The organism is Streptomyces sp. NPDC050504 (genome assembly GCF_044458065.1).
Classification (GTDB): domain Bacteria; phylum Actinomycetota; class Actinomycetes; order Streptomycetales; family Streptomycetaceae; genus Streptomyces.
This window is the reverse complement of the sequence record NZ_JBITHO010000002.1, coordinates 1071366-1096713: the sequence shown is the minus strand read 5'-3', so window position 1 is coordinate 1096713 and position 25348 is coordinate 1071366. Positions and strand designations below refer to the sequence as shown.

At 74.2% G+C, this 25348-nt stretch carries 23 protein-coding genes; 13 read left to right on the top strand and 10 right to left on the bottom strand.

The genetic code is table 11. The annotated features are described in order from the left end of the window. Positions 1-66 precede the first annotated feature (66 nt). The gene (locus tag ACIBNE_RS10835; protein WP_399271136.1) at positions 67-3600 is read right to left on the bottom strand and encodes an AfsR/SARP family transcriptional regulator; all 3534 of its coding nucleotides are present in this window, start codon (positions 3598-3600) and stop codon (positions 67-69) included. Between the two features lie 138 nt (positions 3601-3738). Between ACIBNE_RS10835 and ACIBNE_RS10830 the strand changes: the two genes are divergently transcribed. Continuing rightward, complete coding sequence (locus ACIBNE_RS10830) at positions 3739-4536, top strand: site-2 protease family protein (RefSeq protein WP_399271135.1); 798 nt, start codon at positions 3739-3741, stop codon at positions 4534-4536. 46 nt (positions 4537-4582) lie between these two features. Here ACIBNE_RS10830 and ACIBNE_RS10825 read toward each other — a convergent pair whose 3' ends face one another. Both ACIBNE_RS10825 and npdG read right to left on the bottom strand, forming a co-directional pair. Beyond that, positions 4583-4762, bottom strand: coding sequence for a hypothetical protein (locus tag ACIBNE_RS10825; RefSeq protein ID WP_399271134.1), 180 nt, complete (start codon positions 4760-4762; stop codon positions 4583-4585). 65 nt (positions 4763-4827) lie between these two features. After that, a complete protein-coding gene (gene npdG / locus ACIBNE_RS10820) occupies positions 4828-5541 on the bottom strand; it encodes an NADPH-dependent F420 reductase (RefSeq protein WP_399271133.1) in 714 nt (237 codons plus the stop codon). A gap of 76 nt (positions 5542-5617) precedes the next feature. On the opposite strand from npdG, the gene ACIBNE_RS10815 reads away from it, so the two are divergent. Beyond that, a complete protein-coding gene (locus ACIBNE_RS10815) occupies positions 5618-6259 on the top strand; it encodes a hypothetical protein (protein ID WP_399271132.1) in 642 nt (213 codons plus the stop codon). Positions 6260-6338: 79 nt separating this feature from the next. Next, positions 6339-7646, top strand: coding sequence for an MFS transporter (locus ACIBNE_RS10810; protein ID WP_399271131.1), 1308 nt, complete (start codon positions 6339-6341; stop codon positions 7644-7646). Between the two features lie 210 nt (positions 7647-7856). On the opposite strand, the gene ACIBNE_RS10805 is transcribed toward ACIBNE_RS10810, so the two are convergent. Next, complete coding sequence (locus ACIBNE_RS10805; RefSeq protein WP_399271130.1) at positions 7857-8081, bottom strand: hypothetical protein; 225 nt, start codon at positions 8079-8081, stop codon at positions 7857-7859. Between the two features lie 58 nt (positions 8082-8139). Between ACIBNE_RS10805 and map the strand changes: the two genes are divergently transcribed. Together map and ACIBNE_RS10795 are read left to right on the top strand one after the other, a co-directional pair. Further along, positions 8140-8985, top strand: coding sequence for a type I methionyl aminopeptidase (gene map, locus ACIBNE_RS10800; protein ID WP_399271129.1), 846 nt, complete (start codon positions 8140-8142; stop codon positions 8983-8985). Positions 8986-9131: 146 nt separating this feature from the next. After that, positions 9132-9779, top strand: coding sequence for a heme oxygenase (biliverdin-producing) (locus tag ACIBNE_RS10795; RefSeq protein WP_399271128.1), 648 nt, complete (start codon positions 9132-9134; stop codon positions 9777-9779). A 33-nt stretch (positions 9780-9812) separates the two neighbouring features. Here the strand turns inward: ACIBNE_RS10795 and ACIBNE_RS10790 are convergent, their stop codons facing one another. From ACIBNE_RS10790 to ACIBNE_RS10780, 3 genes are all read right to left on the bottom strand, one after another. Continuing rightward, entirely contained in the window at positions 9813-10460 is a 648-nt protein-coding gene (locus tag ACIBNE_RS10790; protein WP_399271127.1) for a PhzF family phenazine biosynthesis protein, read from the bottom strand. 86 nt (positions 10461-10546) lie between these two features. Continuing rightward, positions 10547-12271: an HtaA domain-containing protein gene (locus ACIBNE_RS10785; RefSeq protein WP_399271126.1), complete on the bottom strand. Its 1725-nt coding sequence runs from the start codon at positions 12269-12271 to the stop codon at positions 10547-10549. A gap of 31 nt (positions 12272-12302) precedes the next feature. Then, on the bottom strand, positions 12303-13751 hold the full coding sequence (locus ACIBNE_RS10780; RefSeq protein WP_399271125.1) for an HtaA domain-containing protein: 1449 nt from the start codon (positions 13749-13751) through the stop codon (positions 12303-12305). Between the two features lie 127 nt (positions 13752-13878). On the opposite strand from ACIBNE_RS10780, the gene ACIBNE_RS10775 reads away from it, so the two are divergent. The 7 genes from ACIBNE_RS10775 (at position 13879) to ACIBNE_RS10745 (ending at position 21463) form a co-directional block, all read left to right on the top strand. Then, entirely contained in the window at positions 13879-14925 is a 1047-nt protein-coding gene (locus ACIBNE_RS10775; protein WP_399271124.1) for a hemin ABC transporter substrate-binding protein, read from the top strand. Further along, positions 14922-16058, top strand: a complete 1137-nt coding sequence (locus ACIBNE_RS10770) for a FecCD family ABC transporter permease (RefSeq protein WP_399271123.1) — start codon at positions 14922-14924, stop codon at positions 16056-16058. The genes ACIBNE_RS10775 and ACIBNE_RS10770 overlap by 4 nt, the downstream gene beginning before the upstream one ends. Continuing rightward, positions 16055-16888 (top strand): heme ABC transporter ATP-binding protein, encoded by an 834-nt coding sequence (locus ACIBNE_RS10765; RefSeq protein WP_399271122.1) that lies wholly within the window; start codon positions 16055-16057, stop codon positions 16886-16888. The genes ACIBNE_RS10770 and ACIBNE_RS10765 overlap by 4 nt, the downstream gene beginning before the upstream one ends. Before the next feature lie 254 nt (positions 16889-17142). Next, complete coding sequence (efeO, locus tag ACIBNE_RS10760; RefSeq protein WP_399271121.1) at positions 17143-18288, top strand: iron uptake system protein EfeO; 1146 nt, start codon at positions 17143-17145, stop codon at positions 18286-18288. 15 nt (positions 18289-18303) lie between these two features. Further along, on the top strand, positions 18304-19620 hold the full coding sequence (gene efeB / locus ACIBNE_RS10755; RefSeq protein WP_399271120.1) for an iron uptake transporter deferrochelatase/peroxidase subunit: 1317 nt from the start codon (positions 18304-18306) through the stop codon (positions 19618-19620). A gap of 18 nt (positions 19621-19638) precedes the next feature. Then, positions 19639-20604, top strand: a complete 966-nt coding sequence (efeU, locus tag ACIBNE_RS10750; protein WP_399271119.1) for an iron uptake transporter permease EfeU — start codon at positions 19639-19641, stop codon at positions 20602-20604. Continuing rightward, positions 20555-21463, top strand: a complete 909-nt coding sequence (locus tag ACIBNE_RS10745; RefSeq protein WP_399271286.1) for a hypothetical protein — start codon at positions 20555-20557, stop codon at positions 21461-21463. The genes efeU and ACIBNE_RS10745 overlap by 50 nt, the downstream gene beginning before the upstream one ends. A 96-nt stretch (positions 21464-21559) precedes the next feature. On the opposite strand, the gene ACIBNE_RS10740 is transcribed toward ACIBNE_RS10745, so the two are convergent. After that, a complete protein-coding gene (locus ACIBNE_RS10740; protein WP_399271118.1) occupies positions 21560-22309 on the bottom strand; it encodes a bifunctional DNA primase/polymerase in 750 nt (249 codons plus the stop codon). Between the two features lie 410 nt (positions 22310-22719). Further along, a complete protein-coding gene (locus ACIBNE_RS10735) occupies positions 22720-23355 on the bottom strand; it encodes a TetR/AcrR family transcriptional regulator (RefSeq protein ID WP_399271117.1) in 636 nt (211 codons plus the stop codon). A 106-nt stretch (positions 23356-23461) separates the two neighbouring features. Between ACIBNE_RS10735 and ddaH the strand changes: the two genes are divergently transcribed. Continuing rightward, positions 23462-24307 (top strand): dimethylargininase, encoded by an 846-nt coding sequence (gene ddaH / locus ACIBNE_RS10730; RefSeq protein WP_399271116.1) that lies wholly within the window; start codon positions 23462-23464, stop codon positions 24305-24307. On the opposite strand, the gene ACIBNE_RS10725 is transcribed toward ddaH, so the two are convergent. Further along, entirely contained in the window at positions 24296-25312 is a 1017-nt protein-coding gene (locus ACIBNE_RS10725) for a small ribosomal subunit Rsm22 family protein (RefSeq protein ID WP_399271115.1), read from the bottom strand. The genes ddaH and ACIBNE_RS10725 overlap by 12 nt on opposite strands. Positions 25313-25348 lie beyond the last annotated feature (36 nt).

Here is a 25348-nt window from a genome sequence, read left to right as displayed (position 1 = left end):
CGGGGCGAGCGGCCCCGGGGCCCTGCCGCCTCGGGCACGGGCCCTGCCGCCCCCGGGCGCGGGCTCTCAGTGGGCCCGGCCGTCCAGCAGGGCGATCGCGTCCGCCACCGTGAGCCCGCGGCCCTCCGCGTGCGCCCGCTCGAAGGCGGCGTCGCCCAGCGCCGCGCGGGCCGTCTTCTCCGCGTCGTCCCCGTCGTGGCGCTCCATCAGCCTCGGCACGTGCCCTGCGGGCAGCAGCACCTCCTGAAGGCCCAGCATCCTGGCCGCGTCCCGCACGTCCCCCGCCCCGCCGAGCCCCGCCAGCACCCGGGCCGCGACCCCCAGGTGGAGGGCCGGCATCTGCGGGGCGACCAGCATCGACATCGGCTCCACGGCCCGCTCCAGCGCCTCGCGCACCCGCGCGAGACCCGCGGCGTACTGCCCGTCCTGGCATTCGAGCCAGGCGTGCGCGCCCGCCAGGATGCCCCGGAAGAGGTGCAGCATGTCGGGGCGGAACTCCTTCTCCAGCTCCGCCACCTGCTCCCTGGCCTCGCCGGTGCGGCCCGTCGTGCCGAGCAGCACGATGAGGGACATCCGGGCCATGGGCAGCGCCTGGTGGCCCGAGCGCCGCCGGGCCAGCACGCCCCTGAGCACGGTCTCGGCCTCCTCGTCGTGCCCCAGCTCCCCCATCGACATGGCGTACCGCGCCCGCAACAGCTCCACCTGGCCCTGCGCGCCGAACCGCTCCGCGTACTCGACGGCGGCCAGGAAGTCGGCCGCCGCCGCCTCGAAGTCGCCCTTGTTCTCCCTGGCCTCGCCGCGCGCGGACAGCGCCTCCGCCACGCCCCACTCGTCGCCGAGCCGCCGGAAGATCTCCAGGCTCTCGTCGGCGGCCGCGCCCGCTTCGGCGGCGCTCTCCGGGGAGCCCGCCAGGATGTTGGCGCGGGTGTGGAGCGCGGTGCCCAGCTCCCACTCGTACCCGAGCTCGCGGCAGGTGGCGACGGCCGCGTCCAGCACCTCGCGCAGGTGCTGGACGTCCCCGCTCAGCAGCACCGCGTAGAGCCAGAGCGAGCCGGGCGCGCGGCACGCCTGCGGCAGCCCGGGGCGGTAGGTGTCGACGATCACGCGCAGCCTGGCCCGGCCCTCTTCCGAGAGCCATTCGTCGCCCTCGTGCTCCATCCCGGCGAGCGCGATGAGCGCGGCCCCGCGCCTGGCCTCCTGGAGCACGTCGGGCGCCATGGGCGGCGGGGCGTCCGTGCAGCGGTCGAGGACCGGGAGCGCGGGGACGGCGGGACCCGCGAACGGGTCGGGGCCCAGGCTCGACGCGGCCTGCGCCCACTGGCGGGCCTCGGTGCGCAGGTCGCGCAGCTGCCAGTACCAGGTGAGGGCGTGCACGAGGCACAGCGCCTCCTGCTCCTCGCGTGCGGCGACCGCACGGCGCAGGGCGGTGCGGAGGTTGTCGTACTCGGCGGTGAGGAGCGCGATGGCCGCCTGCTGGCCCGGCCCCCTGAGCAACGGGTCGGTGGTGCGGGCGAGTTCGCGGTAGTGCGTGAGGTGCCGACGCTCGGCCCCGGGGCGGTCGCCCGACGCGTCGAGGTGTTCGGCCGCGTACTCGTGGATGGTCTCCAGCATCCGGTAGCGCATCCCGGTGCCGTCCGGCGCGGGCGCGGCGACCAGGAGGGACTTGTCGACGAGCGAGGAGAGGTGGTCCAGCGCGAACGGCCCGGTCACCGCCTCCGCCGCCGCCAGGTCACAGCCGCCCGCGAAGACCGACAGCGCGGCGAGCGCACGGCGCTCGTCCGCGTCCAGCAGCTCCCACGACCAGTCCACCACCGCCCGCAGCGTCTGCTGCCGGGGCAGCACCGTACGGCTCCCCGACGTCAACAACCGGAAACGGTCGTCCAGACGGTCCGCGATCTGCCGCAGCGTCAAGTGCCGCAACCGGGCCGCCGCCAACTCGATCGCCAGCGGCAGACCGTCCAGACGACGACAGATCTCGGCGGCGGCTTCGGGATCGGAGTGGGTGTCGGTGCCGGTACCAGTACCGGTACTGGTTTCGGAGCCGGTTCCGGCGGAGGCCGGGTTGGCCGCCGCGCCGCGTTCCGCCAGGAGGCGGAGGGCCGCCGGGGTGGGCAGCGGGCCGACGGGGCGGACCGATTCGCCCGGTACGCCGAGGGGTTCGCGGCTCGTGGCCAGAACGCGGAGTCCGGGGCAGCGCGTGAGCAGGGTCTGCGCGAGGTCGGCGGCCGCGCCGATCACGTGCTCGCAGTTGTCCAGGACCAGGAGCATGTCGCGGCGCGCGCAGTGTTCGACGAGGCGGGCGACGGGGTCGTCGGCGTGCCCTTCGGCGGCGCGCAGCTCCTCGGCGCCCGCGCCCCTGAGGACGGTCTCGCGGGCGCCGAGCGCGGTGAGGACGGCCTCGGGGACGGTGCCGGGGTCGGTCACGGGGGCGAGCTCGGCGAACCAGACCCCGTCGGGGCAGGTGGGGGCGGCGGCGGTGGCGGCCTCCTGGGAGAGCCGGGTCTTTCCGGCGCCGCCGGGGCCGAGGAGGGTGACGAGGCGGGTGCGGGCGAGGTCGGTGCGCAGGGCGTCGAGTTCGACCTCGCGGCCCACGAAGCTCGTGAGTCTCGCGGGGAGGTTGCCCTGCGCGGCGGGGTGGACGGTCCCGTACGGGGTGCCGTTGCCCGGGGGCACCGTCGCCCGCGGCGCGGTCCCCTCCCCACCCCTTCCCGAAAACCCGCCGGTGGCGAGGGCCGCTTCGCGGGGTGAGTGGGTACGAGGGGTGGCGGGCCCGCTCGGGGTGGGTGGGTGTGCCCGGCGTGTGCCCCACTCCCGCGCAGTTCCCCGCGCCCCCAGGGGGTCCGCCCCACCGGGGCCGTTCGGTTCATCCTCCCCGCCCTCCAACAGCTCCGCGTGCAGCGCGCGGAGCTGTGGGCCCGGGTCCGCGCCCAGGCGGGCCGCCAGGTCCCGGCGCACCTCCTCGTACGCCGTGAGCGCCTCCGCGCCCCGCCCCGCGCCCCGCAGGGTCCGCAGGCGCAGGGCCTGGAGCGGCTCGTCCAAGGGGTGCTCCGCGCACAGCGCCACCAGCTCCGGCAGCGCCTCCCGCGCCCGGCCCAGCGCCACCAGCGCCTCCAGCCGGGCCCGCACCGCGTCCAGGCGGCGGGCGTCCCAGCGGGCCGCCTCCGTCGCCCGGTCCGGCAGGTCGGCGAGCGCGGGCCCGCGCCACAGCGCCAGCGCCCCGTCCAGCAGGGCGAGCCCGCCCGCCGCTTCGCCCCCCGCGACCGCCGCGGCGCCCTCGCGCGCGAGCCGGTCGAAGCGGTGGACGTCCACGTCGTCGGGGCCCGCGTCCAGCCGGTATCCGCTCTCGTCGGAGAGCACCGCGTCCTTGCCGAGCGCCCTGCGCAACCGGCCGACCAGCGCCTGGAGCGCCCCCACCTCGTCGGCGGGCGGCTCCCCCGCGCCCCACACCTCCGCCACGAGCACGCCCGTGCGCACCGCGCGGCCCGGCCGCAGTGCCAGGACCGTCAGCAGGGCGCGCAGCCGCGCACCGCCGACCGGGACGGGAGTCCCGTCGGGGCGGTGGACCGTGGTGGTGCCGAGCACGTCGTAGCGGTAGCGCACCGGCCCATTGTCCTGGACGGCGCCGACGGCGCGCGAAACCCCCCACGGCAGGTGGAACCACCTTCCGTATCCGGGACGTTCCACCCGAGTGACGGGTACGGTCGATCCGGCCCGCACCCCACCCCAGGAGCTCCGCGCATGACCACCGCCACCTCACGCCGCGGCGAGCGGCGCATCAGCCCCGTGTTCCTGGGGATCGTCGCCGTGATGGCCGTCACGGGCTGGGCGGTGTGGACGGACTTCGCGCCGCGGGCCGGCCTCGCCGTGTTCCTGTTCGTGACGTCCGCGTGGATCGTCTCGCTCTGTCTGCACGAGTACGCGCACGCCCGCACCGCGCTGCACGGCGGGGACATCTCCGTCGGCGCCAAGGGCTATCTGACGCTGAACCCGCTCAAGTACACGCACGCGCTGCTCAGCATCGTGCTCCCGGTGGTCTTCGTGGTCCTGGGCGGCATCGGTCTGCCCGGCGGCGCGGTCTTCATCGAGCGGGGCCGGATCAGGGGCCGCTGGAAGCACAGCCTGATCTCGGCGGCGGGCCCGCTGACGAACGTGCTGTTCGCGGTGGTGTGCACGGCGCCGTTCTGGCTGGACGCGCTCGACGGGGTGCCGCTGGTCTTCCAGGTCGCGCTGGCGTTCCTAGGACTGCTCCAGGTGACGGCGGCGATCCTGAACTTCCTGCCGGTCCCGGGCCTAGACGGCTACGGCGTCATCGAGCCCTGGCTGTCGTACGGGGTCCGCCGCCAGGTGGAGCCGTACGCGCCGTACGGGCTGCTCCTCGTCTTCGTGCTGCTGTGGGTGCCGGAGGTCAACGACGTGTTCTTCGACGCGGTCCACGGGGTGCTGCGCGGGCTCGGCGTCGAGGAGCTGTGGACGTACTGCGGCCGGGAGTACTACCAGTTCTGGCAGGACCCGAACGAGATCTGCGTGCCCCGGTGAGCCGTGCCCCGCTGAGCCGCGTCCCGGTGAGCCGCGCCCCCGCGGGTCAGGAGCGCGCGGCCTTCTCCAGCTTCGCCTTGCGCAGGTAGTACCAGGCCATGTTGGACGTCAGGCCCGCCAGCAGCACCCAGACGATCCCGATGAGGCTGCCCTGGACGAAGGCGACCACGGCGGCGGCCACCGCGAGGGCGCAGAGCACGAGGGAGTAGAGGGCGAGGCGCGGCATGGGGGACTTCTCCTGTCCGGGGCTGAGCTGGTGCCCGTCCAGTGTCCCCCATGCCCGCCCCCACCTCACACGTCGGTGACGCGCAGGCCCGCGTGGGCCTTGTAGCGGCGGTTGACCGAGATCAGGTTGGCGACCAGCGACTCGACCTGGTGGGCATTGCGGAGCCGGCCCGCGAAGACGCCCCGCATGCCGGGGATGCGCCCGGCCAGCGCCTGGACGAGGTCGGTGTCGGCGCGCTTCTCGCCGAGCACCATCACGTCCGTGTCGATCTCCTCGATCGACGCGTCCTGGAGGAGGACCGCCGACAGGTGGTGGAAGGCGGCCGTGACCCGGGAGTCCGGCAGCAGGGCGGCGGCCTGCTCGGCGGCGCTGCCCTCCTCGGGCTTCAGCGCGTACGCGCCCTGCTTGTCGAAGCCGAGCGGGTTCACGCAGTCCACGACCAGCTTGCCCGCCAGCTCCTCGCGCAGGGCTTCGAGGGTCTTGGCGTGGCCGTCCCACGGCACCGCGACGATCACGATGTCGCTGCGCCGCGCGCACTCGGCGTTGTCGGCGCCCTCCACGCCCAGGCCCAGCTCGGCGGCGGCCGACTCGGCGCGCTCGGCGGCCCGGGAGCCGATGATCACCTTCTGCCCGGCGCGGGCGAGCCGGTAGGCCAGGCCCCGGCCCTGGTCGCCGGTGCCGCCGAGGACGCCGACGACGAGGCCGGAGACGTCGGGGAGGTCCCAGGGGTCGCGGGCGGGTGCGGGGGCGGCGGCCGAATCTGTCTTCGAAGAGGTCATGGTGCCGACCCTACTTCGGGTGACCCGGGGCCCGTTCGGACCCGCCGCGCACCCCGGGCCGCGCACGATGCGGGCCATGGACGCTGTGCGCGTGGCGCTGCTCAGGGAAGTGCTGGCCGGGACCGAGTGGCCCGCGGAAGCCCGGCGGTTCGCCGGGGTGCTGAGGTCGTCGGTGGTGCCGCACGGCGGGGGCCTGCTGCTGGTGGGCACGGAGTCGTACGAGCCCTGGCACATGGCCGCCCACCTGGTCGACGAGGCGGCGTGGGCGGGGCTGCCCGAGCTGGCGCCCACGCTCGTGCGGCACCGGGTGCGGCCGGGCGCGCCGGGCCACCTCGGGGTGGGGCTCGGGCGGATCGAGGCGGCGGGGCGCGGCGAGACGCTGCTGGTCGTCGCGGACGGGGCGCCGGACGCGGCGCTCCTGGAGCGGGTGCACGGGGCGCGGCGGGCGGGGGCGACGGTGCTCGCGCTGGAGGGCGGGGGCACGGGCCCCGGGCGCGGCGGGGATCCGGAGCTGCGGGCGCTGGCCCACGAGGCGCTGGTCGCGGACGGCGCGGCGGGGCCCGTCGACCTGGACACGGCGCAGCACCTGGTGAGCGCGGCGGCCGGGGAGAACACGGTGGCGGCGGCGGAGGCGGGGCGGCGCGGCAGGCGGGGGTTCCGGGACCGGCTGTCGCGGCTCGCGGACCGGTTGACGGCGCCGCCTCCGCCCCGGTGGTGAGCGCGGGGCGGAGGGTGCGTCCGGATAGTGGGTTAATCCGTTTGCCCCGTACAACGGTCTTGGCGGACCATGTCCCGTTGTGACCGACAAGCCCCCCGCTTCCCCCACGCTCCGCGCGCGCCTGACGTCGGTGCTCCCCGACCTCTCCCCCTGGCACTCGTCCGCGGACTTCCGGCTCCTGTGGGTGCAGGGCCTGATCACCTACTTCGGCAGCTCGATGGCGCTGGTCGCGCTGCCGCTCCAGATCAAACACCTCACGGACTCGCCGCTCGCGGTGGGCGTGATGGGCGCGGTCGAGCTGGTGCCGCTGATCGTCTTCGGGCTGTACGGCGGGGCGCTCGCCGACGCGGTCGACCGGCGCAAGGTCATCCTGCTGACCGAGGCGGGGCTCGGGCTGCTCGCGCTGGTGCTGCTGGTGAACGCGGTGCTGCCGTCGCCGCTGCTGTGGCCGCTGTACGTGGTGGCCGCGGGCGTGTCGGCGCTCGCCGGGCTCCAGCGCCCGGCGCTGGACTCGATGATGGCCAGGATCGTGCCGCACGACCAGCAGACGGCGGCGGCCGCGCTCAACGCGCTGCGCTGGCAGGTCGCGACGATCGCGGGGCCCGCGCTCGCGGGTCTGGTGGTGGCGTACGCGGGCAGCGCGACGGCCTACGGGACGACGGTCGGCTGCTTCGTCGTCTCGGTGCTGCTCTGCACCCGGCTCTCGCCCGCGCCCGCCGCGCACGACGCGCAGAAGCCGTCGCTGCGGGGCATCGCGGAGGGCGCGCGGTACGCGTGGTCGCGGCCCGTGCTGCTGGGGACGTACGCGGTGGACCTGGCGGCGATGTTCTTCGCCTTCCCGAACACGATCTTCCCGTTCCTCGCGGACGACCTCGACGCGGAGTGGTCGCTGGGCCTGATGTACGCGGCGGGCTCGGTCGGCTCGGTGGTGCTGAGCCTGACCAGCGGCTGGATGTCCCGGGTGCGGCGGCACGGGCTGTTCGTGGTGTTCGGCGCGGCGGGCTGGGGCGTGGCGATCGCGGCGGCGGGGTGGTTCTCGAACGTCTGGCTGGTGCTGCTGTGCCTGGCGTTCGCGGGCGCGGGCGACATGCTGAGCGGGCTCGGCCGGTCGACGATCTGGAACCAGACGATCCCGGAGGAGCTGCGGGGGCGCCTGGCGGGGATCGAGGTGCTGTCCTACAGCGTGGGCCCGCAGCTGGGACAGGTGCGGGCGGGCGCGATGGCCGGGTGGACCGGGACGCGGGCGGCGGTCTGGAGCGGGGGCGTGGCGTGCGTGGCGTCGGTGATGGTGCTGTCCGCGGCGCTGCCGAAGCTGATCTCGTACGACTCCGAGACGGATGAGGACGCGGTGCGGCGGCGCGGCCAGCGGGAGCCGGCGGCGTCCTAGGGGGCGGTGCCGGGGGGGCGGTGCCCGGGGGGTGCGTGCGGGTTCCGCTGCGCGGGGCGTTCCCCCACCCCGCCCCTTCCCGAAACCCTGCCGGGGGCGTCAAAGATTGCGCAGTTCCCCGCGCCCCTTTTAGGGGCGCGGGGAACTGCGCGAGAGTGGGGCACACGCGCAACGTGTCCACCGCCCCACAGGGCCCCCGGCGCGGGGACGTTACCCCGCCTCCCCCGGAGGGGCGTTGCGCCACTTGGGGTCTTCGTCCCACGCCTCGTTGCGCTCCCGCGCCGTCTCCATCGCGTGCTCCGCCTCCTCCCGGGTCGCGTACGGGCCGAAGCGGTCCGCCGCGCGGCACTCGGGGCCCTCCTCCACCACCCCGTGCCGCAGGCAGTAGTACCACTCGCCCGCCTTGCCCACCGTGCGCTTCTTGAACAGGGCCATGTCCGGCTCCTTTCTCACCCCCCATGCTGCCCCACGGCCGCTGGTTAGACTCGCTGGCATGCAGCTCGTACCGGGGGAGATCTCCCCCATCCGTTCCGTACCCGGAAACATCCGGCGCCCCGAGTACGTCGGGAAGCCCGCTCCCACCCCGTACACCGGTCCCGAGGTCCAGACCCCGGAGACCGTCGAGGCCATGCGCGTCGCGGGGCGCATCGCCGCGCGGGCGATGGAGGAGGCGGCCAAGCACATCGCGCCCGGTGTGACCACCGACGAACTCGACCGGGTCGCCCACGAGTTCATGTGCGACCACGGCGCCTACCCGTCGACGCTCGGCTACCGCGGCTTCCCCAAGTCGCTGTGCACCTCGGTCAACGAGGTGATCTGTCACGGGATCCCGGACTCGACCGTGCTGCGCGACGGCGACATCGTGAACCTCGACGTGACGGCGTACATCGGCGGCGTGCACGGCGACAACAACGCCACCTACCTCTGCGGCGACGTCGACGACGAGTCGAAACTGCTCGTCGAGCGGACCCGGGAGGCGCTGAACAGGGCCATCAAGGCGGTCAAGCCCGGCCGCCAGATCAACATCATCGGCCGGGTCATCGAGTCGTACGCCAAGCGCTTCGGCTACGGCGTCGTGCGGGACTTCACCGGCCACGGCATCAACACCTCGTTCCACTCCGGGCTGATCGTCCCGCACTACGACTCGCCGCACGCCACGACCGTCATCCAGCCCGGCATGACCTTCACGATCGAACCGATGCTGACGCTGGGCACCCACGAGTACGACATGTGGGAGGACAGCTGGACCGTGGTCACGAAGGACCGGAAGCGGACCGCGCAGTTCGAGCACACACTGGTCGTGACGGAGACCGGGACGGAGATCCTCACGCTGCCGTGAGCGCGTCCCGCGCAGATGCCGACAGGGCGTCGGGAACCAGTTGACTTAGGTAAGCCTAAGTAGGAAGATCGGTGGTGGCAGGCGCCACCGCCGTAACTTCCGTTTTCCGTGTTCCCACACGCCCCATCGGCCACCGGAGGCCCGCCTTGGACGCTTTCTCCACGCTCATCCGTGTCGCTTCGCACGAACAGCACACGGAGGCGGAGACCTCGACCTTCATGAGCGACCTGCTCGGCGGGCGCCTCGGCGTCGACGCCTACGCCCGCTACACCGAACAGCTGTGGTTCGTGTACCGGGCCCTGGAGGACGCGGCGGACGGGCTGAAGGACGACCCGGTCGCCGGGCCCTTCATACAGGCGGAGCTGATGCGCACCGCCGAGCTGGAGCGGGACTTGGCGCACCTGCGCGGGCCCGACTGGCGCGCCGGAGCGCGGGCGCTGCCCGCCACCGCCGCGTACGCCGCCCGGGTCGAGGAGTGCGCGCGCACCTGGCCCGCCGGGTACGTCGCCCACCACTACACGCGCTACCTGGGCGACCTGTCCGGCGGGCAGATCATCCGCGACAGGGCGGAGAAGACCTGGGGCTTCGCGCGCAAGGGCGACGGCGTGCGGTTCTACGTCTTCGAGGAGATAACCAACCCGGCGGCCTTCAAGCGCGGCTACCGCGAGCTGCTGGACGCGGTGGACGCCGACGACCTGGAGAAGCAGCGCATCGTCGACGAGTGCAAGCGGGCGTTCGCCTTCAACAGCGCCGTCTTCCACGAGCTGGGCGCGGAGTACCCGCTCAGCGCGTGAACCGCTTAGCGCCCGGGTCCGGACCGGGTCCGCTCAGTCCGCGAACCTCACCCGCCCGCCGATCTCGATCGTGCCTTCAGGGCCGGGGCCTCCCGTCAGGATCTGGGAGCCCCGGCCCTGCGTGACGTTCAGGGCGCGGCCCAGCCGCGCGGTGAGCAGCAGGGCCGCCGCGCCCGTCGCCTCGTCCTCGTCGATGCCGTCGCCGCGCCCGGGGAAGCCCCGCGCCCGCACCCGGCCCGCCGCCTCGTCCTCCCACGCCCAGGCGTAGACCCACTCCCCCGGCTCGGGCACCTCCAGCGCGTCGACCTCGGCGGCCGACGCGTACTGGCGCAGGGTGCGCGACGGCGCCCACTCGGGGCGGGCCTCGATCCAGCTGAACTCGCCGTCCTGGCGCGCGAACACGTCGCCCACCTCCAGTTCGAGCACCTCGATGTCGAGGAGCCAGGAGGCGCCGATGAGCGGGTGGCCGGCGAACGGCAGCCGGGTGCCCGGCGTGTAGATGTCGAGCCTGCCGCGCTCGGGGTCGTCCACGAACACGGTCTCGCTGAAGCCCAGTTCGGCCGCGTACGCCTGGCGGGAGGCCGGGTCGGGGTGCGTACGGCCGTCGCGCACGACACCGAGCAGGTTGCCGTGGCTGCCGTCGGGTCCGCAGAAGACGTTCAGTACGTCGAGTTCGTTCACGGGTGGCATTCAAGCACCAGGGCCGTACCGCGTGGATCGCGGTACGGCCCTGGGGTGTTTCCCGTGGGTCCCGTTGGTCCCGTGGGTCAGGAGGCCCGGGTGCGCCTGCGCGCGGCCCAGACCGCGCCCGCGCCCGCGGCGACGATCAGCCCGGAGGCGCCGACCAGCGCGCCGGTCGGGACGCCCGCGCCGGTCGCGGCGAGCGAGCCGCCGCCGGTCGTGCCGCCCGTGGTGCCCGCGCCGCCGACCGTACCGCCGCCCACAGTGCCGCCGCCGACCGTGCCGCCCGTGGCGTCCTGGCCGCCTGCGGTCCCGCCGCCCGCGGTGCCCCCGGTCGTGCCCGCGCCGCCCGTCGTGCCGTCCGTCGTGCCGCCGGTCGAGCCGGTGCCGCCGTCCGTGCCGCCCGAGTCACCGGGGACCTCGGGGAGCGCGGTGCCCTCCTTGAGGGAGACCGCGAGGTTCAGGTCGTCCAGCGCCTCGCCCTGCTCGTAGCCGCCGCCGAACGCCTTCTCGGCGCCCGCCGCCGTGAGGGTGGCGTTGACGCCCTCCAGGACGACGACGCCCTTCTCCGCCTTCATCGGGCCCTGGGGCAGCCGGAGGGTGGCCAGTTCGAGGCCCTTGTGGTGGTACGTCTTCTCGGGCTTCGCACGGTCGTTGACGTCGACGTCGGCGTAGAGGGTGCCGGTCCTGCCCTTGGCGACGACCTTGAGGTTGCTGAAGCCCGCGTCGAGGCCGTACACGCCGTTCGTCAGGTGGCCGCGGAAGCGGACCTTGCCCTGGAAGGACGCCTTCAGCTCCTGGCCCGCCGCGTCGAAGGAACCGGTGGCCTTGGTGAAGCGGTAGCCCGCGCCGTCCTTGGCCGCGCCGTCCGAGACGGTGGCCTCGCCGTGGGCGATGGGGCCCGTGACGTACTTCCGGAAGCGGGCGCTGACGCCCCAGCCGAGGGTGCCGTCGACGACCGGGCCGCTCTCGACGGGCTTCTCGTCGGGCTTGCCGCCCCCGTCGGGCTTCCCGTCCGGCTTGCCGCCACCGTCCGGCTTCTCGTCCGGCTTGCCGCCACCGTCGGGCTTGCCACCGCCGTCCGGCTTGCCGCCACCGTCGGGCTTCCCGTCCGGCTTCTCGTCCGGCTTCGGGTACACCGCCTTCGTGGTGAGCGTCGCCGCGTCCAGCGCCTCGCCCTCCTGGTACGAGCCGCCGAACGCCTCCGCGCCCTTCGCGGTCAGCTTCGCCGGGATGTCCTTGAGGACGATCGTGCCGTCCGCGCCGCCCGCCATCCTGACCTTCGACAGGTCGAGCGAGGCTATCGCCACGTCCTCGCCCTCGACCCAGGCGCCCTTGCGGTCCTTGGACCTGAAGTCCGCGACGATCTCGCCGGTCCCGTCCGGCACGCCCTTCGTGACCAGCTTGAAGTCGCCGAACGTCATGTCGAGCACGCCGCCGTAGCCCTCGAAGCGCACCGACCCCGGGACCTGGGACGAGATGGCGTGCGTCGCGCCGCCCGCGTAGCGGCCCTTGCCGCCCTTGAAGGTGAACGGGCCTCCGGGGGTCGCCTGTTCGGCGCCGCCCGTCACGGTGGTCTTCCCGTTCACGAAGGGCTTCGCGATGTGCTTGCGGAAGTCCTCCTTGATGCCCCAGTCCAGTTGGACGTCCTTGAGGTCCATCGCGGGGGTGCCGCTCGTGCCCGCCGCGGGGGCGGCGGACCGGTCGGCCGCGTCGAGCGCGAGCGCCGGGAGGGTCAGCGAGGTGACGCCGAGCGCGGCGGCCGTGGCGACGGCGGCGGCGAGTGCTACGGGGCGGCGGGTGGCTGCCATGGTGGTGGATCTCCTGATGGGGGAAGGGGGTTCAGCTGTGGGGGGTGGCGTCGGCCCGGCGCCTGCGGGCGACCAGGGCGTACGCGAGGGCCGCGAGTGCGACCAGGACGATGCCGCCGACGGCCAGGTACGTGCCGGTGCCGGTGCCCGAGGAGGACTCCGACGCGGCGGGCGCGGTCTTCGGGTCGGCCGGCTCCCCGGCCGCCCCCGACTTAGCGGGCTTCTCGGCGGCCGCGGTGGCCTTGGGGTCGCTGCCCAGGTCGGGCAGCGCGGGGAGCTGCGCCTTCGGGTCGACGGAGACGGCGAGGGAGACGGGGTCCATCTCCGTACCGGCCTTGTACATGCCGTTGAAGGCCTTGGAGCCCTGTGCGGTGAGCACGGCGGGGGCCTCGGTGAGGGCGGCCAGGCCGTTCTTCGGGGCGAAGTCCTTCGCCGTGAAGGTGACCAGGGGCGTGGCCCGCTGGGTGCGGCCGCCGCTGGTGACGTCGGCGGTGAGCGTGCCGGTGCCGCCCCGCACCTTGACGGCGACCTTGCCGAGGGTGAGGTCGAGGTGGGCGCCGGTGAAGCGGACGCTGCCCGCGAAGGCCGCGTCGAGCGTCTGCGTCCCGGCGTCGTACGTGCCCTTGCCCTGCGGGAAGCGGAAGAGCGCGCCGCCGTCCCTGGCGCCGTCCGCGAGGGTCCACTCGCCCTTGGCGATGGCACCGGTGACGTACTCGCGGAACGTGCGGCGCACGCCCCAGTCGACGGCCGCGTCGCGCAGCGCGCCCGCCTGCGCGGGCTTGCCGGACGCGCCGGGCTCGGCGGGCTCGGCGGGGGCCTTCGACGGCGCGGGCTCCGCGGGCCGCCGCTCGGCGGGGGCCGTGGTGTCGACGGAGAGGCTGACCGGGTCGAGCGCGGTGCCCGCCGGGTAGTAGCCCGCGAACGCCTTGGCGCCCTGCGCGGTGAGCGAGGCCGGGACGCCCGTGAGGGCGACCGGGGACGTGCCGCCGCGCATGTCGATCCCGGCGAGGTTCAGCGAGGCGAGCGGGACCTGGGACGAACTGGTGACCCGGCCGGTGCCCTTCTCCTTGCTGACCATGTCGGCGAAGAGGGTGCCGCCGCCGCCCTGGATGCGGACGGTGGGGCGGCTGATGGTGAGGTCCAGCTCGTGGGAGCCGTCGGCCTTGCGGTGCCCGGTGAAGCGCACGCCGCCGGAGAAGCCCGCCTCGAAGGCGCCGCTCGCGGGGTCGTACGAGCCCTTGGCCGAGTGGAAGCGGAAGAGGCTGCCGCCCGCGGTGGCCGCGCCGCCGGTGAGGCTGTAGCCGCCGCTCGCGATGGGCCCGGTGACGTAGCTCTGGAAGGACGCCTTGATCCCCCAGTCGAGCCTGCCGCCCTGCACCGTGCGGCTCGCCGCGTGTGCGGCGGTGGCCGGGAGCAGGGCTCCCAGCAGCGCCGCGAGAAGCGCCACGGCGAGAGCGCGGGCCGGTTGGGACGGCAGCATGGGGGACCCCTCCTGGGACTGGATAGCAAGGTAAGGCTAACCTAAGCTATCCGTGGTCCCGGTCGGAACCCCATCCGCCCCGGGCCGACCGCACACCACACCCCGGAACGACAGGACGGTGCCAACGGTGCGTCAAACGCGCAGTGCACGGCGGGTAGGCGCCCGTACATCGACAGCGGTCCTCGGCCTTGTCCTCGCCCTCGCCCTGACGGCGTGCGGCGGGACCGGGACCGGGGACGGGGCATCGGCCGCGAAGGACACCGGCGCCGCGAAGCCCGCGGCCGACCGGGTCGAGCCGCTGGCCGCGAAGCCGCGGCCCGCGCTCCCCGTGACCGTGCCGTCCGCCGACGGCAAGCGGGTGGAGGTCACGTCGGCCGACCGCATCGTCCCGCTCACCGGCTCGCTCAACGAGATCGTGTTCAGCCTCGGACTCGGCGAGCACGTCGTGGCGCGGGACATCACCGCCACGTTCGAGCAGGCGAAGGAGCTGCCCGTGGTGACGCGCGCGCACGACGTCTCGGCCGAGAGCGTGCTCTCGCTGCGCCCGACGCTCGTCATCGCCGACACCACCACGGGCCCCGCCGAGGCCGTCGGGCAGATCCGCGACGCGGGCGTCCCGCTGCTGGTGGTCGCGCCCGCCAAGAGCCTCGCCGACGTGGGACGCCGCATCGACGCGGTCGCCGCCGCGCTGGGCGTCGAGGCCGCGGGCAAGGAGCTGAGGCAGCGCACCGAGGCCCGGATCGCCGCCGTGCGCAAGGACGTTCCGGCCCCGGAGTCCGACGGCGAGAAGCCCCGGGTCGCCTTCCTCTACCTGCGCGGCTCGGCCGCGGTCTACCTGCTGGGCGGCCGGGAGTCCGGCGCGGGCTCGCTGCTCGACGCGGCGGGCGCGGTGGACGCGGGCGCCGAGTCGGGCCTCACGAAGGACTTCACCGCGATCACCAGCGAGGCCCTGGCGAAGGCCGCGCCCGACGCGATCCTCGTCATGCGCAAGGGACTCGAATCGGTCGGCGGCATCGACGGCCTCGTGAAGATCCCGGGCGTCGCCCAGACCCCCGCCGGAATGGACCGCCGCGTCGTCTCCATCGACGACGGGGTCCTGCTCAACTACGGCCCCCGCACCGACCAGGTGCTGAAGTCGCTGGTGGAGCAGTTGTACGGGAAGCGGGCGTCGTGAGCGTGACGCGCGCCCCCGAAGCCGCTGGGCCCCGCCCGGAGGCTCCCGACACGGACCCGGCCACGGACCCGGCCACGAAACCCGCCGCGAAACCGGCCGCGCCCCGCCGGGCCGCGCCGCTCGCCCTGAGCGCCGGACTCGTCGTCGCGCTCGTCGCGCTCGCGCTGCTCTCCGCCGGGCTCGGCTCGTACCACCTGACCTTCGGCGAGGTCACCGGCTCCCTGCTGCACAGACTCGGGCTCGGCGGCGCCGAACTCGACCGGGTCGGCGAGAGCGTGCTGTGGAACGTCCGCCTGCCGCGCGTCGTGCTCGCGCTGCTCGTCGGCGCCTCGCTCGGCTGCGCGGGCGCGCTGATGCAGGGCGTGTTCGGCAATCCGCTCGCCGAGCCCGGCGTCATCGGCATCTCGGCGGGCGCCGCGGCGGGCGCGGTCGGGGCGATCGCGCTCGGCCTGAGCTTCGCGGGCAACTGGACCGTGACCGTCTGCGCGTTCGTCGCCGGACTCGCCACCGTCCTGCTGGTGTACGCGATGTCCCGCTCGGGCGGCAGGACCGAGGTCGTCACGCTGATCCTCACCGGCATCGCCGTGAACGCCTTCGCGGGCGCCCTCATCGGCCTGTTCATCTTCCTCGCGGACAACGCGCAGATCTCCCAGATCACCTTCTGGCAGCTCGGCTCGCTCGCGCAGGCGACCTGGCCCAAGGTGCTCGCGGTGCTGCCGTGCGCGCTGGCCGGGCTGCTCGTCGCGCCGCTCTACGCCCGCAAGCTGGACCTCCTCGCGCTCGGCGAGCGCCCCGCCCGGCACCTGGGCGTGGACGTGGAGCGGCTGCGGGCGGTGCTGATCCTGGTGGTCGCGCTGCTCACCGCCGCCGCGGTGGCCGTCGCGGGCGTCATCACCTTCGTGGGGCTGCTCGTCCCGCACCTGCTGCGCCTCGCGAACGGCCCCGGGCACCGCTTCCTGGTGCCGGGCAGCGCGCTGGGCGGGGCGCTCGTCCTGCTCGCGGGCGACCTCGCGGCCCGTACCGTCGCCGCGCCCGCCGAGCTTCCGCTGGGCGTGCTGACCGCCCTCTTCGGCAGCCCGTTCTTCTTCTGGCTGCTGCGCAGGACCCGTCGCAAGCAAGGTGGTTGGGCATGATCAGGAGCTTCTTCGCGGCGCGCGGCCGGACCCTGCCCGAGCCCGTCGCACCGGGCGGACCGGTCGCGGTCGCCGAGGACGTGCGGGTACGGCTCGGCGGGCGCCCCGTCCTGGACGGCGCCGGCCTCACCGCGCGCGCGGGCGAGGTGCTGGCCCTGGTGGGGCCCAACGGCGCGGGCAAGTCGACGCTGCTCGCGGCGGTCGCCGCCGACCTGCCCGCCGAATCCGGCGAGGTGCGGATCTGCGGGCGCCCCGCCCCCGAGTGGACCGCCGCCGAACTCGCCCTGCGGCGCGCGGTGCTGCCGCAGTCCGCGACGCTCTCCTTCCCCTTCCCCGTCGAGGACGTCGTACGGATGGGCCGGGCGCCGTGGGCCGGGACGGACCGCGCCGACGAGGACGAGGAGGCCGTCGCGGACGCGATGGCCGCGACCGAGGTGACCGGCTTCGCCGGGCGGCCCTTCGCCGCGCTGTCCGGCGGCGAGCGCGCCCGGGTCGCGCTGGCCCGGGTGCTGGCGCAGCGCGCCCAGCTGCTGCTGCTCGACGAGCCGACGGCCGCGCTCGACCTGCGCCACCAGGAGCTGGTGCTGCGGGTGTGCCGCGCGCGGGCGGCGGCGGGCGACGCGGTGGTGGTCGTCCTGCACGACCTGGGGCTCGCGGCGGCGTACGCGGACCGGGTGGCGGTGCTGCGCCGGGGCCGGGTGGCGGTGGAGGGAGCGCCGGGGGCGGTGCTGTCGGACGGGCTGCTCAGCGAGGTGTACCGGCAGCCGGTCGAGGTGTTCCCGCATCCCCGGACGGGGGTACCGCTGGTGGTGCCGGTACGCGGCGCGTAGGCGGGTGGACCTCCGCGGCGCGGGGCGGCACCCCGCCCCGCCCCTTCCCGGAACCGGGGCGGCCCGGTCCGAATTGACTTCCGTTTGACCTTCCCGTGGGTGCCTCATGGGGGCGCCGTGACAGCTCCGTAGCCGTACGCCCCGTATGAGAGCTGAATCACTGGACGGATGGGTATCGCCCAGGTAAGCCTCAGTTAAGTTAGGGCGGCCTCACCCCGAGGCGACCCCCCTCCTTCACCAGCGTGGAGTCCCGCATGCGCCCCACCCGCCGCCGATCCCTCGTCACCGCGACCGCGGCCACCGCCGCCGTCCTGACCGCCGTCACGGGCTGCGCCGAGAAGAGCGACGCCAAGGGCGACGGCGCGGTGCGGGTGACCGCCAAGGACGACTCCTGCGAGGTCTCGAAGAAGGAGTTCCCGGCCGGTCACGTCCAGCTCGCCGTCGAGAACAAGGGCTCCAAGGTCACCGAGGTCTACCTGCTCTTCCCCGACGACCGCATCGTCACCGAGCGCGAGAACATCGGCCCCGGCACGGAGGCGAACATCACCGCCGAGGTGAAGCCCGGCTCGTACGAGATCGCCTGCAAGCCCGGCATGAAGGGCGACGGCATCCGGCAGAAGGTCACGGTCACCGGCGACGGCAAGGCCGCGAAGCGCAGCCCCGAGATGGACGCGGCGGTCGCCGCGTACCGCACCTACGTGCAGGCGCAGGCCGACGAGACGCTGCCGAAGGCGAAGGCCTTCACGGACGCGGTCGCCGCGGGCGACGTCGAGGCCGCGAAGAAGGCGTACGCGGACTCCCGCATCGGCTGGGAGCGCACCGAGCCCGTCGCGGAGTCCTTCGGCGACATCGACCCGAAGGTCGACCTGCGCGAGGACGGCCTGGAGAAGGGCCAGAAGTGGACCGGCTGGCACACCCTGGAGAAGGCGCTGTGGCAGACGAAGAAGATCGGCCCCGCCGAGAAGGCCCTCGCCGCGACCCTCTACACGGACCTCGTCGACTGGCAGAAGCGGGTCGGCAAGGCGGACATCTCCCCGACCTCGATGGCCAACGGCGCCAAGGAGCTGCTGGACGAGGTCGCCACCGGCAAGGTCACCGGTGAGGAGGAGCGCTACAGCCACACCGACCTGGTGGACTTCAAGGCCAACGTCGAGGGCGCGCAGAAGTCGTACGAGCTGCTGAAGCCGATCGCGGCGAAGAACGACCCGAAGCTGACGGCCACGCTGGACGAGCGGTTCGCCGCGCTGAACACGCTCCTCGACAAGTACCGCGAGGACAAGGGCTCGTACGAGTTCACCTCGTACGACAAGGTCGGCAAGGCGCAGCGCAAGGAGCTGAGCGACGGCGTGAACGCGCTCGCCGAGCCGCTCTCCAAGCTGGCCGCGGCCGTCAAGAAGTAGCGGGAGGGCAGCGTCGTGTCCGAGACACCAGAGACACCGAAGACGCCGGAGACGCCGGAGACATCCGAGACACCCGGGACGTCCGGGACGCCGGAAGCTCCCGGCTCCCCCGCTCCCGCCCCCACCCGGCGCTCGCTGCTCGGCTGGGGCGGCGCCGGCCTCGCGCTGGGTGCCGCCGCCGCCGGTGGCGCGGCGGTCGCGCTCGGCCGGGAGACGGACGCGGTGCCCACGGCCGGGTCCGGCGCCGCCGTGCCCTTCCACGGTCCGCACCAGGCGGGCATCGCCACGCCCGTGCAGGACCGGCTGCACTTCGCCGCGTTCGACGTGAAGACCGAGGACCGCGCGGAGCTGGTCCAGCTGCTGAAGGACTGGACGGCCGCCGCCGCCCTGCTCACGCAGGGCCGCGAGGTCGGCGAGGGCGCGTTCGGCGGGCTCGCCGAGGCGCCGCCGGACGACACGGGCGAGGCGCTGGGCCTTAAGGCCTCGCGCCTCACGCTGACCGTGGGCTTCGGGCCCTCGCTCTTCGCCAAGGGGCGCTTCGGGCTTGAGGGCAGGCGCCCCGACGCCCTGGTCGACCTGCCGAAGTTCCCGGGCGACAACCTCGACCCGGCGCGCAGCGGCGGCGACCTGTGCGTGCAGGCGTGCGCGGACGACCCGCAGGTCGCGGTGCACGCGATCCGCAACCTCGCGCGCATCGGCTTCGGCCGGGTCGCGGTGCGCTGGTCGCAGCTCGGCTTCGGCAAGACGTCCTCCACGACGCCCGACGCGCAGACCCCGCGCAACCTCTTCGGCTTCAAGGACGGCACCCGCAACGTCGCGGGCACCGACGCGAAGGCGCTGGACGAGCACGTGTGGGTGGCGCCCGGTTCGTGGCTGTCCGGGGGTTCGTACCTGGTGGCGCGGCGGATCCGGATGAACATCGAGACCTGGGACCGCACTCCGCTCGGCGAGCAGGAGGACATCTTCGGCCGCGACAAGGGCGAGGGCGCGGCCGTGGGCAGGTCGAAGGAGCACGACGAGCCGTTCCTGAAGGCGATGAAGCCCGACTCGCACGTGCGCCTCGCGCACCCGGACAGCAACGCGGGCGCGACGATCCTGCGCCGCGGCTACTCCTTCACGGACGGCACGGACGGGCTCGGACGGCTGGAGGCGGGCCTGTTCTTCCTGGCCTACCAGCGCGACGTCCGTACGGGCTTCGTGCCGCTCCAGACCTCCCTGGCGCGCTCCGACGCGCTCAACGAATACATCCAGCACGTGGGTTCGGCACTGTTCGCCGTCCCGCCGGGCGTCCGCGACAAGGACGACTGGTGGGGCCGGGCGCTGTTCTCGTAGGCGACGAAGGGAACCGTCGTGTTCAGCAACTTCCTGATCGGACTGCGCGAGGGCCTGGAGGCCAGCCTCGTCGTCTGCATCCTCGTCGCCTATCTCGTGAAGACGGGCAACAAGGACAAGCTGGCCCCGCTGTGGGTCGGCGTCGGCATCGCGGTGGCGCTGAGCCTCGCCTTCGGCGCGGGGCTCGAATTCGGTACGCGGGAGCTGACGTTCAAGGCCCAGGAGGCGATCGGCGGCACGCTGTCGGTCGTCGCGGTGGGCCTGGTGACGTGGATGGTCTTCTGGATGCGCAAGACCGCGCGGCACCTGCGGGCCGAGCTGGGCGCCAAGCTGGACGCGGCGCTCACCATGGGCACCGGCGCGCTGGTCGCGACGGCGTTCCTGGCCGTGGGCCGGGAGGGCCTGGAGACCTCGCTGTTCGTGTGGCGCGCGGTGAAGGCGGCGGACGACGGCTGGCACCCGGTGGTCGGCGCGCTGCTGGGGCTGCTGACCGCGGTCTTCCTCGGCTGGCTGTTCTACCGGGGCGCGCTGAAGATCAACCTGTCGAAGTTCTTCACCTGGACCGGCGGGCTGCTGGTGGTCGTCGCGGCGGGCGTGCTGGCGTACGGCTTCCACGACCTCCAGGAGGCGGAGTTCATCGGCGGCCTCGCCGACAAGGCGTTCGACGTGTCGGGCGCGATCCCGCCGGACAGCTGGTACGGCACGCTGCTGAAGGGCACCTTCAACTTCCAGCCCGACCCGACCGTCGTCCAGGTCACGGTGTGGGCGCTGTACCTGGTCCCCACGCTCGCCCTGTTCCTGGCCCCGGTAGGGTTCGGACGGTCAGTGGGGGGCGAGGAGCAGAAGGCGACCGATGAGAACGCTGCGAAGGCTGAGCCGGCCGGCGGTGGGGCTCGTGGCGGCGACGGTACTGTCGCTGACGGCGAGCGGCTGCGTGACGGTGCACGGCGAGCGGGAAGTGGTTCCGTCGGCGACGCGGGATGAGGCCGCGCAGGCGCTGACCGATTTCACGAACGCCTACAACAAGGCGGACAAGGCGTACGACCCGGCCCTCGACGAGGGCCGGGTCACCGGCGCGCTCGGCGCGGTCAACCAGGCGGGCCTCAAGGCGCGCCGGGTGCAGAGCCCCGACGGCAACGCGCGGCACCGGCCGCTGGTGCTGGACGACGCGAAGTACACCATCCCCAAGAAGGCGGGCTGGCCGCGCTGGTTCGTCGCCGACACCGACTCCGACCGCGACGCCGAGTCCGGTCCACGGGACACGCGCTGGCTGGTCGTCTTCGTGAAGAGCGGCCCCGACGCGCTGTGGGAGGCGTCCTACCTGACGGTGGTCGCGCCCGGCGACGTACCGGAGTTCGAGCTGGACGGCGACGGGTACGCCAGGACCGTGCCGGTGGACTCCGACGGCCTCGCGGTGGCCCCGAAGGACCTGAGCGAGCGGTACGCGGGCCACCTGGGGACGGGGAAGCCGGACGCGTTCGCGCCGGGCACCCACACCACGGGCATCCGCGACTTCCGGCGCACGCACCGCAGGGCGGGCTTCTCCTTCCAGTACGTCGACCAGGCCCTGGACACCGGGGACTTCGCGCCGCTGGGCCTGGCGACGAAGGACGGCGGCGCGCTGGTCTTCTTCTCGACGCGGCACTTCGAGCGGCAGACCGCGGCGAAGGGCCTGAAGCCCGAACTGAACGCGGACGTCAAGGCGCTGCTGACCGGCGAGGTGAAGTCGACGCTCACCAAGGAGCGGGTGGCGGGCCAGGTGGCGTACGTCCCCGGGGGCGCGGGCGGCAAGGTGGAGGTGCGGGGCCGTCTCCAGGGCCTCGTCGCGGCGAAGGGCTCCTGACGGGCCCCGGAGGGCGTGCCGGGCGAGCCCGGCGGAGTTCGGGACGGCGGGTTCGGGACGGCGGGCCCGGTGTGCGGGGCCCGCGCCTCCGCGCTCCTACCGGGACAGGGGCCAGGCGGGTTCCTGGGGCTCCGACGCCGCGTACTGCGCGCAGGCGTCCGTGAGCGTCTCCAGGAGCGTCAGCGGGTCGGGCAGCGGGTGCTCGGGGCCCCGCAGCCAGGAGACTCCCAGGTCACCGGGGAGCTGGGCGGGCGGCACCAGGACGTAGCTGCCGCGGCAGTGCCAGCGCAGGCCGGGGTGCTCGTCCATCGTCTCGGGGTGGCAGTCCAGCTCGCACGGCCACCACTCGTCCTCGTCCTCGGGGGTGCCGCGCGTCGCGGTGAAGAAGAGCAGCCGGCCCTCGCCCAGTTCGCCGTGCGGCCCGGGGGACTCGGCCACGGGGCCGACGTCGACGCCCGCGGCGAGCAGTCGCTCCAGCGCGGCGCGGCCCGCTTCCGCGGGGACGTCCAGGACGTCGTGGATCATGCCGGTGGCGGTGATGAAGTTGGCCTGGGGCTGGTTGCGCGCCCAGCGCTCGATCTGGGACCTGTCGGTGGTGGACTGGGTCTGCCACGCGAAGGAGACCGGATGCCTGGCCGGGGTGGGACAGCCGACGCGCTCGCACGAACATCGGTAGCCGACGGGGTGCGCGGCGGGGGCTATCGGCATTCCGGCGGCGGCCACGGCCAGCAGCAGTTCCTCGCGGGCGGCCCCGCCCTCGTCCGCCGCGGCCTTCTTCGGGCGGCGGCGCAGCCAGCCGGAGATCCTGCCCTCTGTGCCGCGATAGCGGCCGAAATCGGCGCCCATCTATCCCCTCACCTCAGCGTTGCCCCGAGCGTCAGCACTTCACATGGTCGCACCATCCTGCGCCCCGGGTGGCCACAGTCCTCAACCGGGGTACGGGGGTGGATGGCGCGAGACGGGTGCCATTCCATGTGATGCACGGACATAACACCCGAGCGGGGGGCGCTCCGTGACGGTGACCACACCGGGGGCGGGTGCGGACCCGCGACCCGGCGGCGGGTTGCTCGCACAGTTCCCCGCGCCCCTGGGTGGCCTGTACCGGACGGTCCCGTTCAGTACAGGTGCGCCCCTTCAGGGGTGCGAGGCCGTGCCCGATGTGCGGCTCCGCCGCGTGGGCGCGAGAGTGGGGCAGATGCCGCGCGTACCCACCTCGCGCGAGCGGGCTCGCCACACGCGCCCACCCCGGGCGACGGTCACGTCCCCCGGACGATCCCCCCGAGCACCTGGTTCACCAGCGCCTCCGCGAACTCGTGCGTCACCGGCCCCGTCCGGTGCAGCCACCGGTGGTGCAGCGGCCCCACCAGCATCTCCACCGCCACCCTGAGGTCCACGTCCTCCCCGATCTCGCCCCGCTCGCGGGCGACCCGCAGCCGCTCCTCGTACAGCCCGAGCGCCGGCGCCAGGTACCGCTCGGTGAACGTCCGCCCCAGCTCGGGATCCGTCGCCCCGGCGGCCGTCAGCGCCCGCATCGGCGCCTCGACGCGCGCGTCGTGGAACTCGTCGACGGTCGCCCTGAGCACCAGCTTGAGGTCGGCCGCGAGGTCCCCGGTGTCGGGGAACACCGCCGCCACCGCGCCCCCGTCCTCCGCGCCCCCGTCCTCCGCCGGGGGACTCTCCGCGAACACCCCCGCCGCGTCCAGCAGCACCGCCGCCTTCGACGGCCACCACCGGTAGATGGTCTGCTTGCCGACCCCCGCGCGGGACGCGATCGACTCGACGGTCAGCTTGTCGTAGCCGACCTCGCCGACGAGCGCGAGGGCCGCTTCGAGGATCGCCCGCCGCGAGCGCTCGCTGCGGCGGCTGGAGTCGGGGGCCTTCGTGGATGCCATGCCGCGAGGATACCGGACACACGATTCGAGACGTATCGTCTCGCCAATCGCGCCTCGGACGTACCGCCCATTCCGTGTGCTTCCATAACTCCACGCGCACAACGACGTGCGTCCTGTCGCTCGTGAGGAGCCCTCATTGCCTCGTGACGCTTCGCCCCGCCGCTACCTGATGTGCCCGCCGGCGCACTTCAAGGTGACGTACTCCATCAACCCGTGGATGGACCCCTCGAAACCGGTCGACCTGCCGCTGGCCCTCGCCCAGTGGGAGGTCCTGCGCGACCGCTACCGCGCGCTCGGCCACACGGTGGAACTGCTCGACCCCCGCCCCGACCTGCCCGACATGGTGTTCGCCGCCAACGGCGCGACCGTGGTCGAGGGGCGCGTGCTCGGCGCCCGGTTCGCCCACCCCGAGCGCACCGACGAGGCCGCGGCCCACCTCGACTGGTTCCGCGCGCACGGCTTCACCGAGATCCACGAGCCGACGCACGTCAACGAGGGCGAGGGGGACTTCGCGGTCACCGCGTCCTGGATCCTCGCGGGACGCGGCTTCCGCTCCAGTCCGCTCAGCCACGACGAGGCGCAGGAGTTCTTCGGCCGCCCCGTCATCGGCCTCGAACTGGTCGACCCGCGCTACTACCACCTGGACACCGCGCTGAGCGTCCTCGACGACGCGGCGGACGAGGTCATGTACTACCCGGGTGCCTTCTCCCCCGGCAGCCGCGCCGTCCTGGCCAGGCTCTTCCCCGACGCGCTGATCGCGAGCGGGGCCGACGCCGCCGCGCTGGGGCTCAACGCGGTGAGCGACGGCCGCCACGTCCTGCTGCCGCAGGGCGCCACCGGCCTGTTCGAGCCGCTGCGCGGGCGCGGCTACGAACCGGTCCCGATGGACCTCGGCGAACTCCTCAAGGGCGGTGGCAGCGTGAAGTGCTGCACCCAGGAGCTACGCCCCTGACACCTCGTGCGATTCCTCGTGGGGCGGCGGCCAGCCGTCGCCCCACTCCGCGTCGCGGGCGCCGCGGTAGAGCGGCCCGTGCCGCTTGGTGACCGTCTCGCGGCGCAGCCCCTCTTCCTCGGTGCACAGCTCCAGCAACACCTGCCCCTTGCGGATCTGCGGCTTGCGGGTGATCCGGGCGGGCACCGGCTCCGCGGCGAAGCGCACCCCGACGACGTACGCGAACTTCTCGTCCTCGTACGGCAGCGAGCCGCCCTTCACCCGGCGGTGCAGCGAGGACCTGCTGACCCGCGCCGAGAAGTGGCACCAGTCCTTGCCGGGCACGATCGGGCAGGCGCCGCCGTGCGGGCAGGGCGCGGCGATCCGCAGCCCCGCCGCGAGCAGCCGCTCGCGCGCCTCGACGATCCGCTCGTAGCCGTCCGGGGTGCCCGGCTCGACGACCACCACCGCCTGCGCGGCGGCCGCGGCGGCCGTCAGCAGGTCGGCGCGGTCCCGCTCGGTCAGCTCCTTGAGCACGTACGAGACGGTGACCAGGTCGGTCTCCGCCAGCTCCGGCGCGGCCCCGATCCGCGCCTTCTGCCACCGCGCGCCGCGCAGCGCCGGGGAGCCGGACGCGGCGGCCAGCTCGCGGCCGAGCGCGAGGGCGGGCTCGGCCCAGTCCAGGACGGTCGTGGCGTGGCCGTCCCACAGCTCGGCGACGGCCCAGCTCGCCGCGCCCGTGCCGCCGCCGACGTCGGTGTGCGTGGCGGGCGCCCAGCCGGGGGCGGCCGCGTGCAGCGCGGCGAGCGCGGCCCGTACGGCCTCGAAGGTCGCCGGCATGCGGTACGCGGCGTAGGCGGCCACGTCCGAGCGGTCCCTGAGCACCGGGGCGTCGGTGGGGGTGGTGCCCCGGTAGTTGGCGATCAGCCGCTCGACGGCCTGCGCGGCCTGCTTGGGCGGCAGCCCGTCGAGGAGCCCGGCGAGGGCGCCGCGCAGGGTTTCGGCGGTGGAGGGGGAGACGTTCACCGGCCGAATTCTAGGCGTGCCGTGTTGCTACGCTGG

What these genes read in the sequence shown, in the direction of transcription:
- ACIBNE_RS10830 (WP_399271135.1), top strand. Translation starts at nt 3,739, where the DNA reads ATGACCACCGCCACCTCACGCCGCGGCGAGCGGCGCATCAGCCCCGTG.
- ACIBNE_RS10825 (WP_399271134.1), bottom strand. Translation starts at nt 4,762, where the DNA reads ATGCCGCGCCTCGCCCTCTACTCCCTCGTGCTCTGCGCCCTCGCGGTG.
- npdG (WP_399271133.1), bottom strand. Translation starts at nt 5,541, where the DNA reads ATGACCTCTTCGAAGACAGATTCGGCCGCCGCCCCCGCACCCGCCCGC.
- ACIBNE_RS10815 (WP_399271132.1), top strand. Translation starts at nt 5,618, where the DNA reads ATGGACGCTGTGCGCGTGGCGCTGCTCAGGGAAGTGCTGGCCGGGACC.
- ACIBNE_RS10805 (WP_399271130.1), bottom strand. Translation starts at nt 8,081, where the DNA reads ATGGCCCTGTTCAAGAAGCGCACGGTGGGCAAGGCGGGCGAGTGGTAC.
- map (WP_399271129.1), top strand. Translation starts at nt 8,140, where the DNA reads ATGCAGCTCGTACCGGGGGAGATCTCCCCCATCCGTTCCGTACCCGGA.
- ACIBNE_RS10785 (WP_399271126.1), bottom strand. Translation starts at nt 12,271, where the DNA reads ATGGCAGCCACCCGCCGCCCCGTAGCACTCGCCGCCGCCGTCGCCACG.
- ACIBNE_RS10780 (WP_399271125.1), bottom strand. Translation starts at nt 13,751, where the DNA reads ATGCTGCCGTCCCAACCGGCCCGCGCTCTCGCCGTGGCGCTTCTCGCG.
- ACIBNE_RS10765 (WP_399271122.1), top strand. Translation starts at nt 16,055, where the DNA reads ATGATCAGGAGCTTCTTCGCGGCGCGCGGCCGGACCCTGCCCGAGCCC.
- efeO (WP_399271121.1), top strand. Translation starts at nt 17,143, where the DNA reads ATGCGCCCCACCCGCCGCCGATCCCTCGTCACCGCGACCGCGGCCACC.
- ACIBNE_RS10740 (WP_399271118.1), bottom strand. Translation starts at nt 22,309, where the DNA reads ATGGGCGCCGATTTCGGCCGCTATCGCGGCACAGAGGGCAGGATCTCC.
- ACIBNE_RS10735 (WP_399271117.1), bottom strand. Translation starts at nt 23,355, where the DNA reads ATGGCATCCACGAAGGCCCCCGACTCCAGCCGCCGCAGCGAGCGCTCG.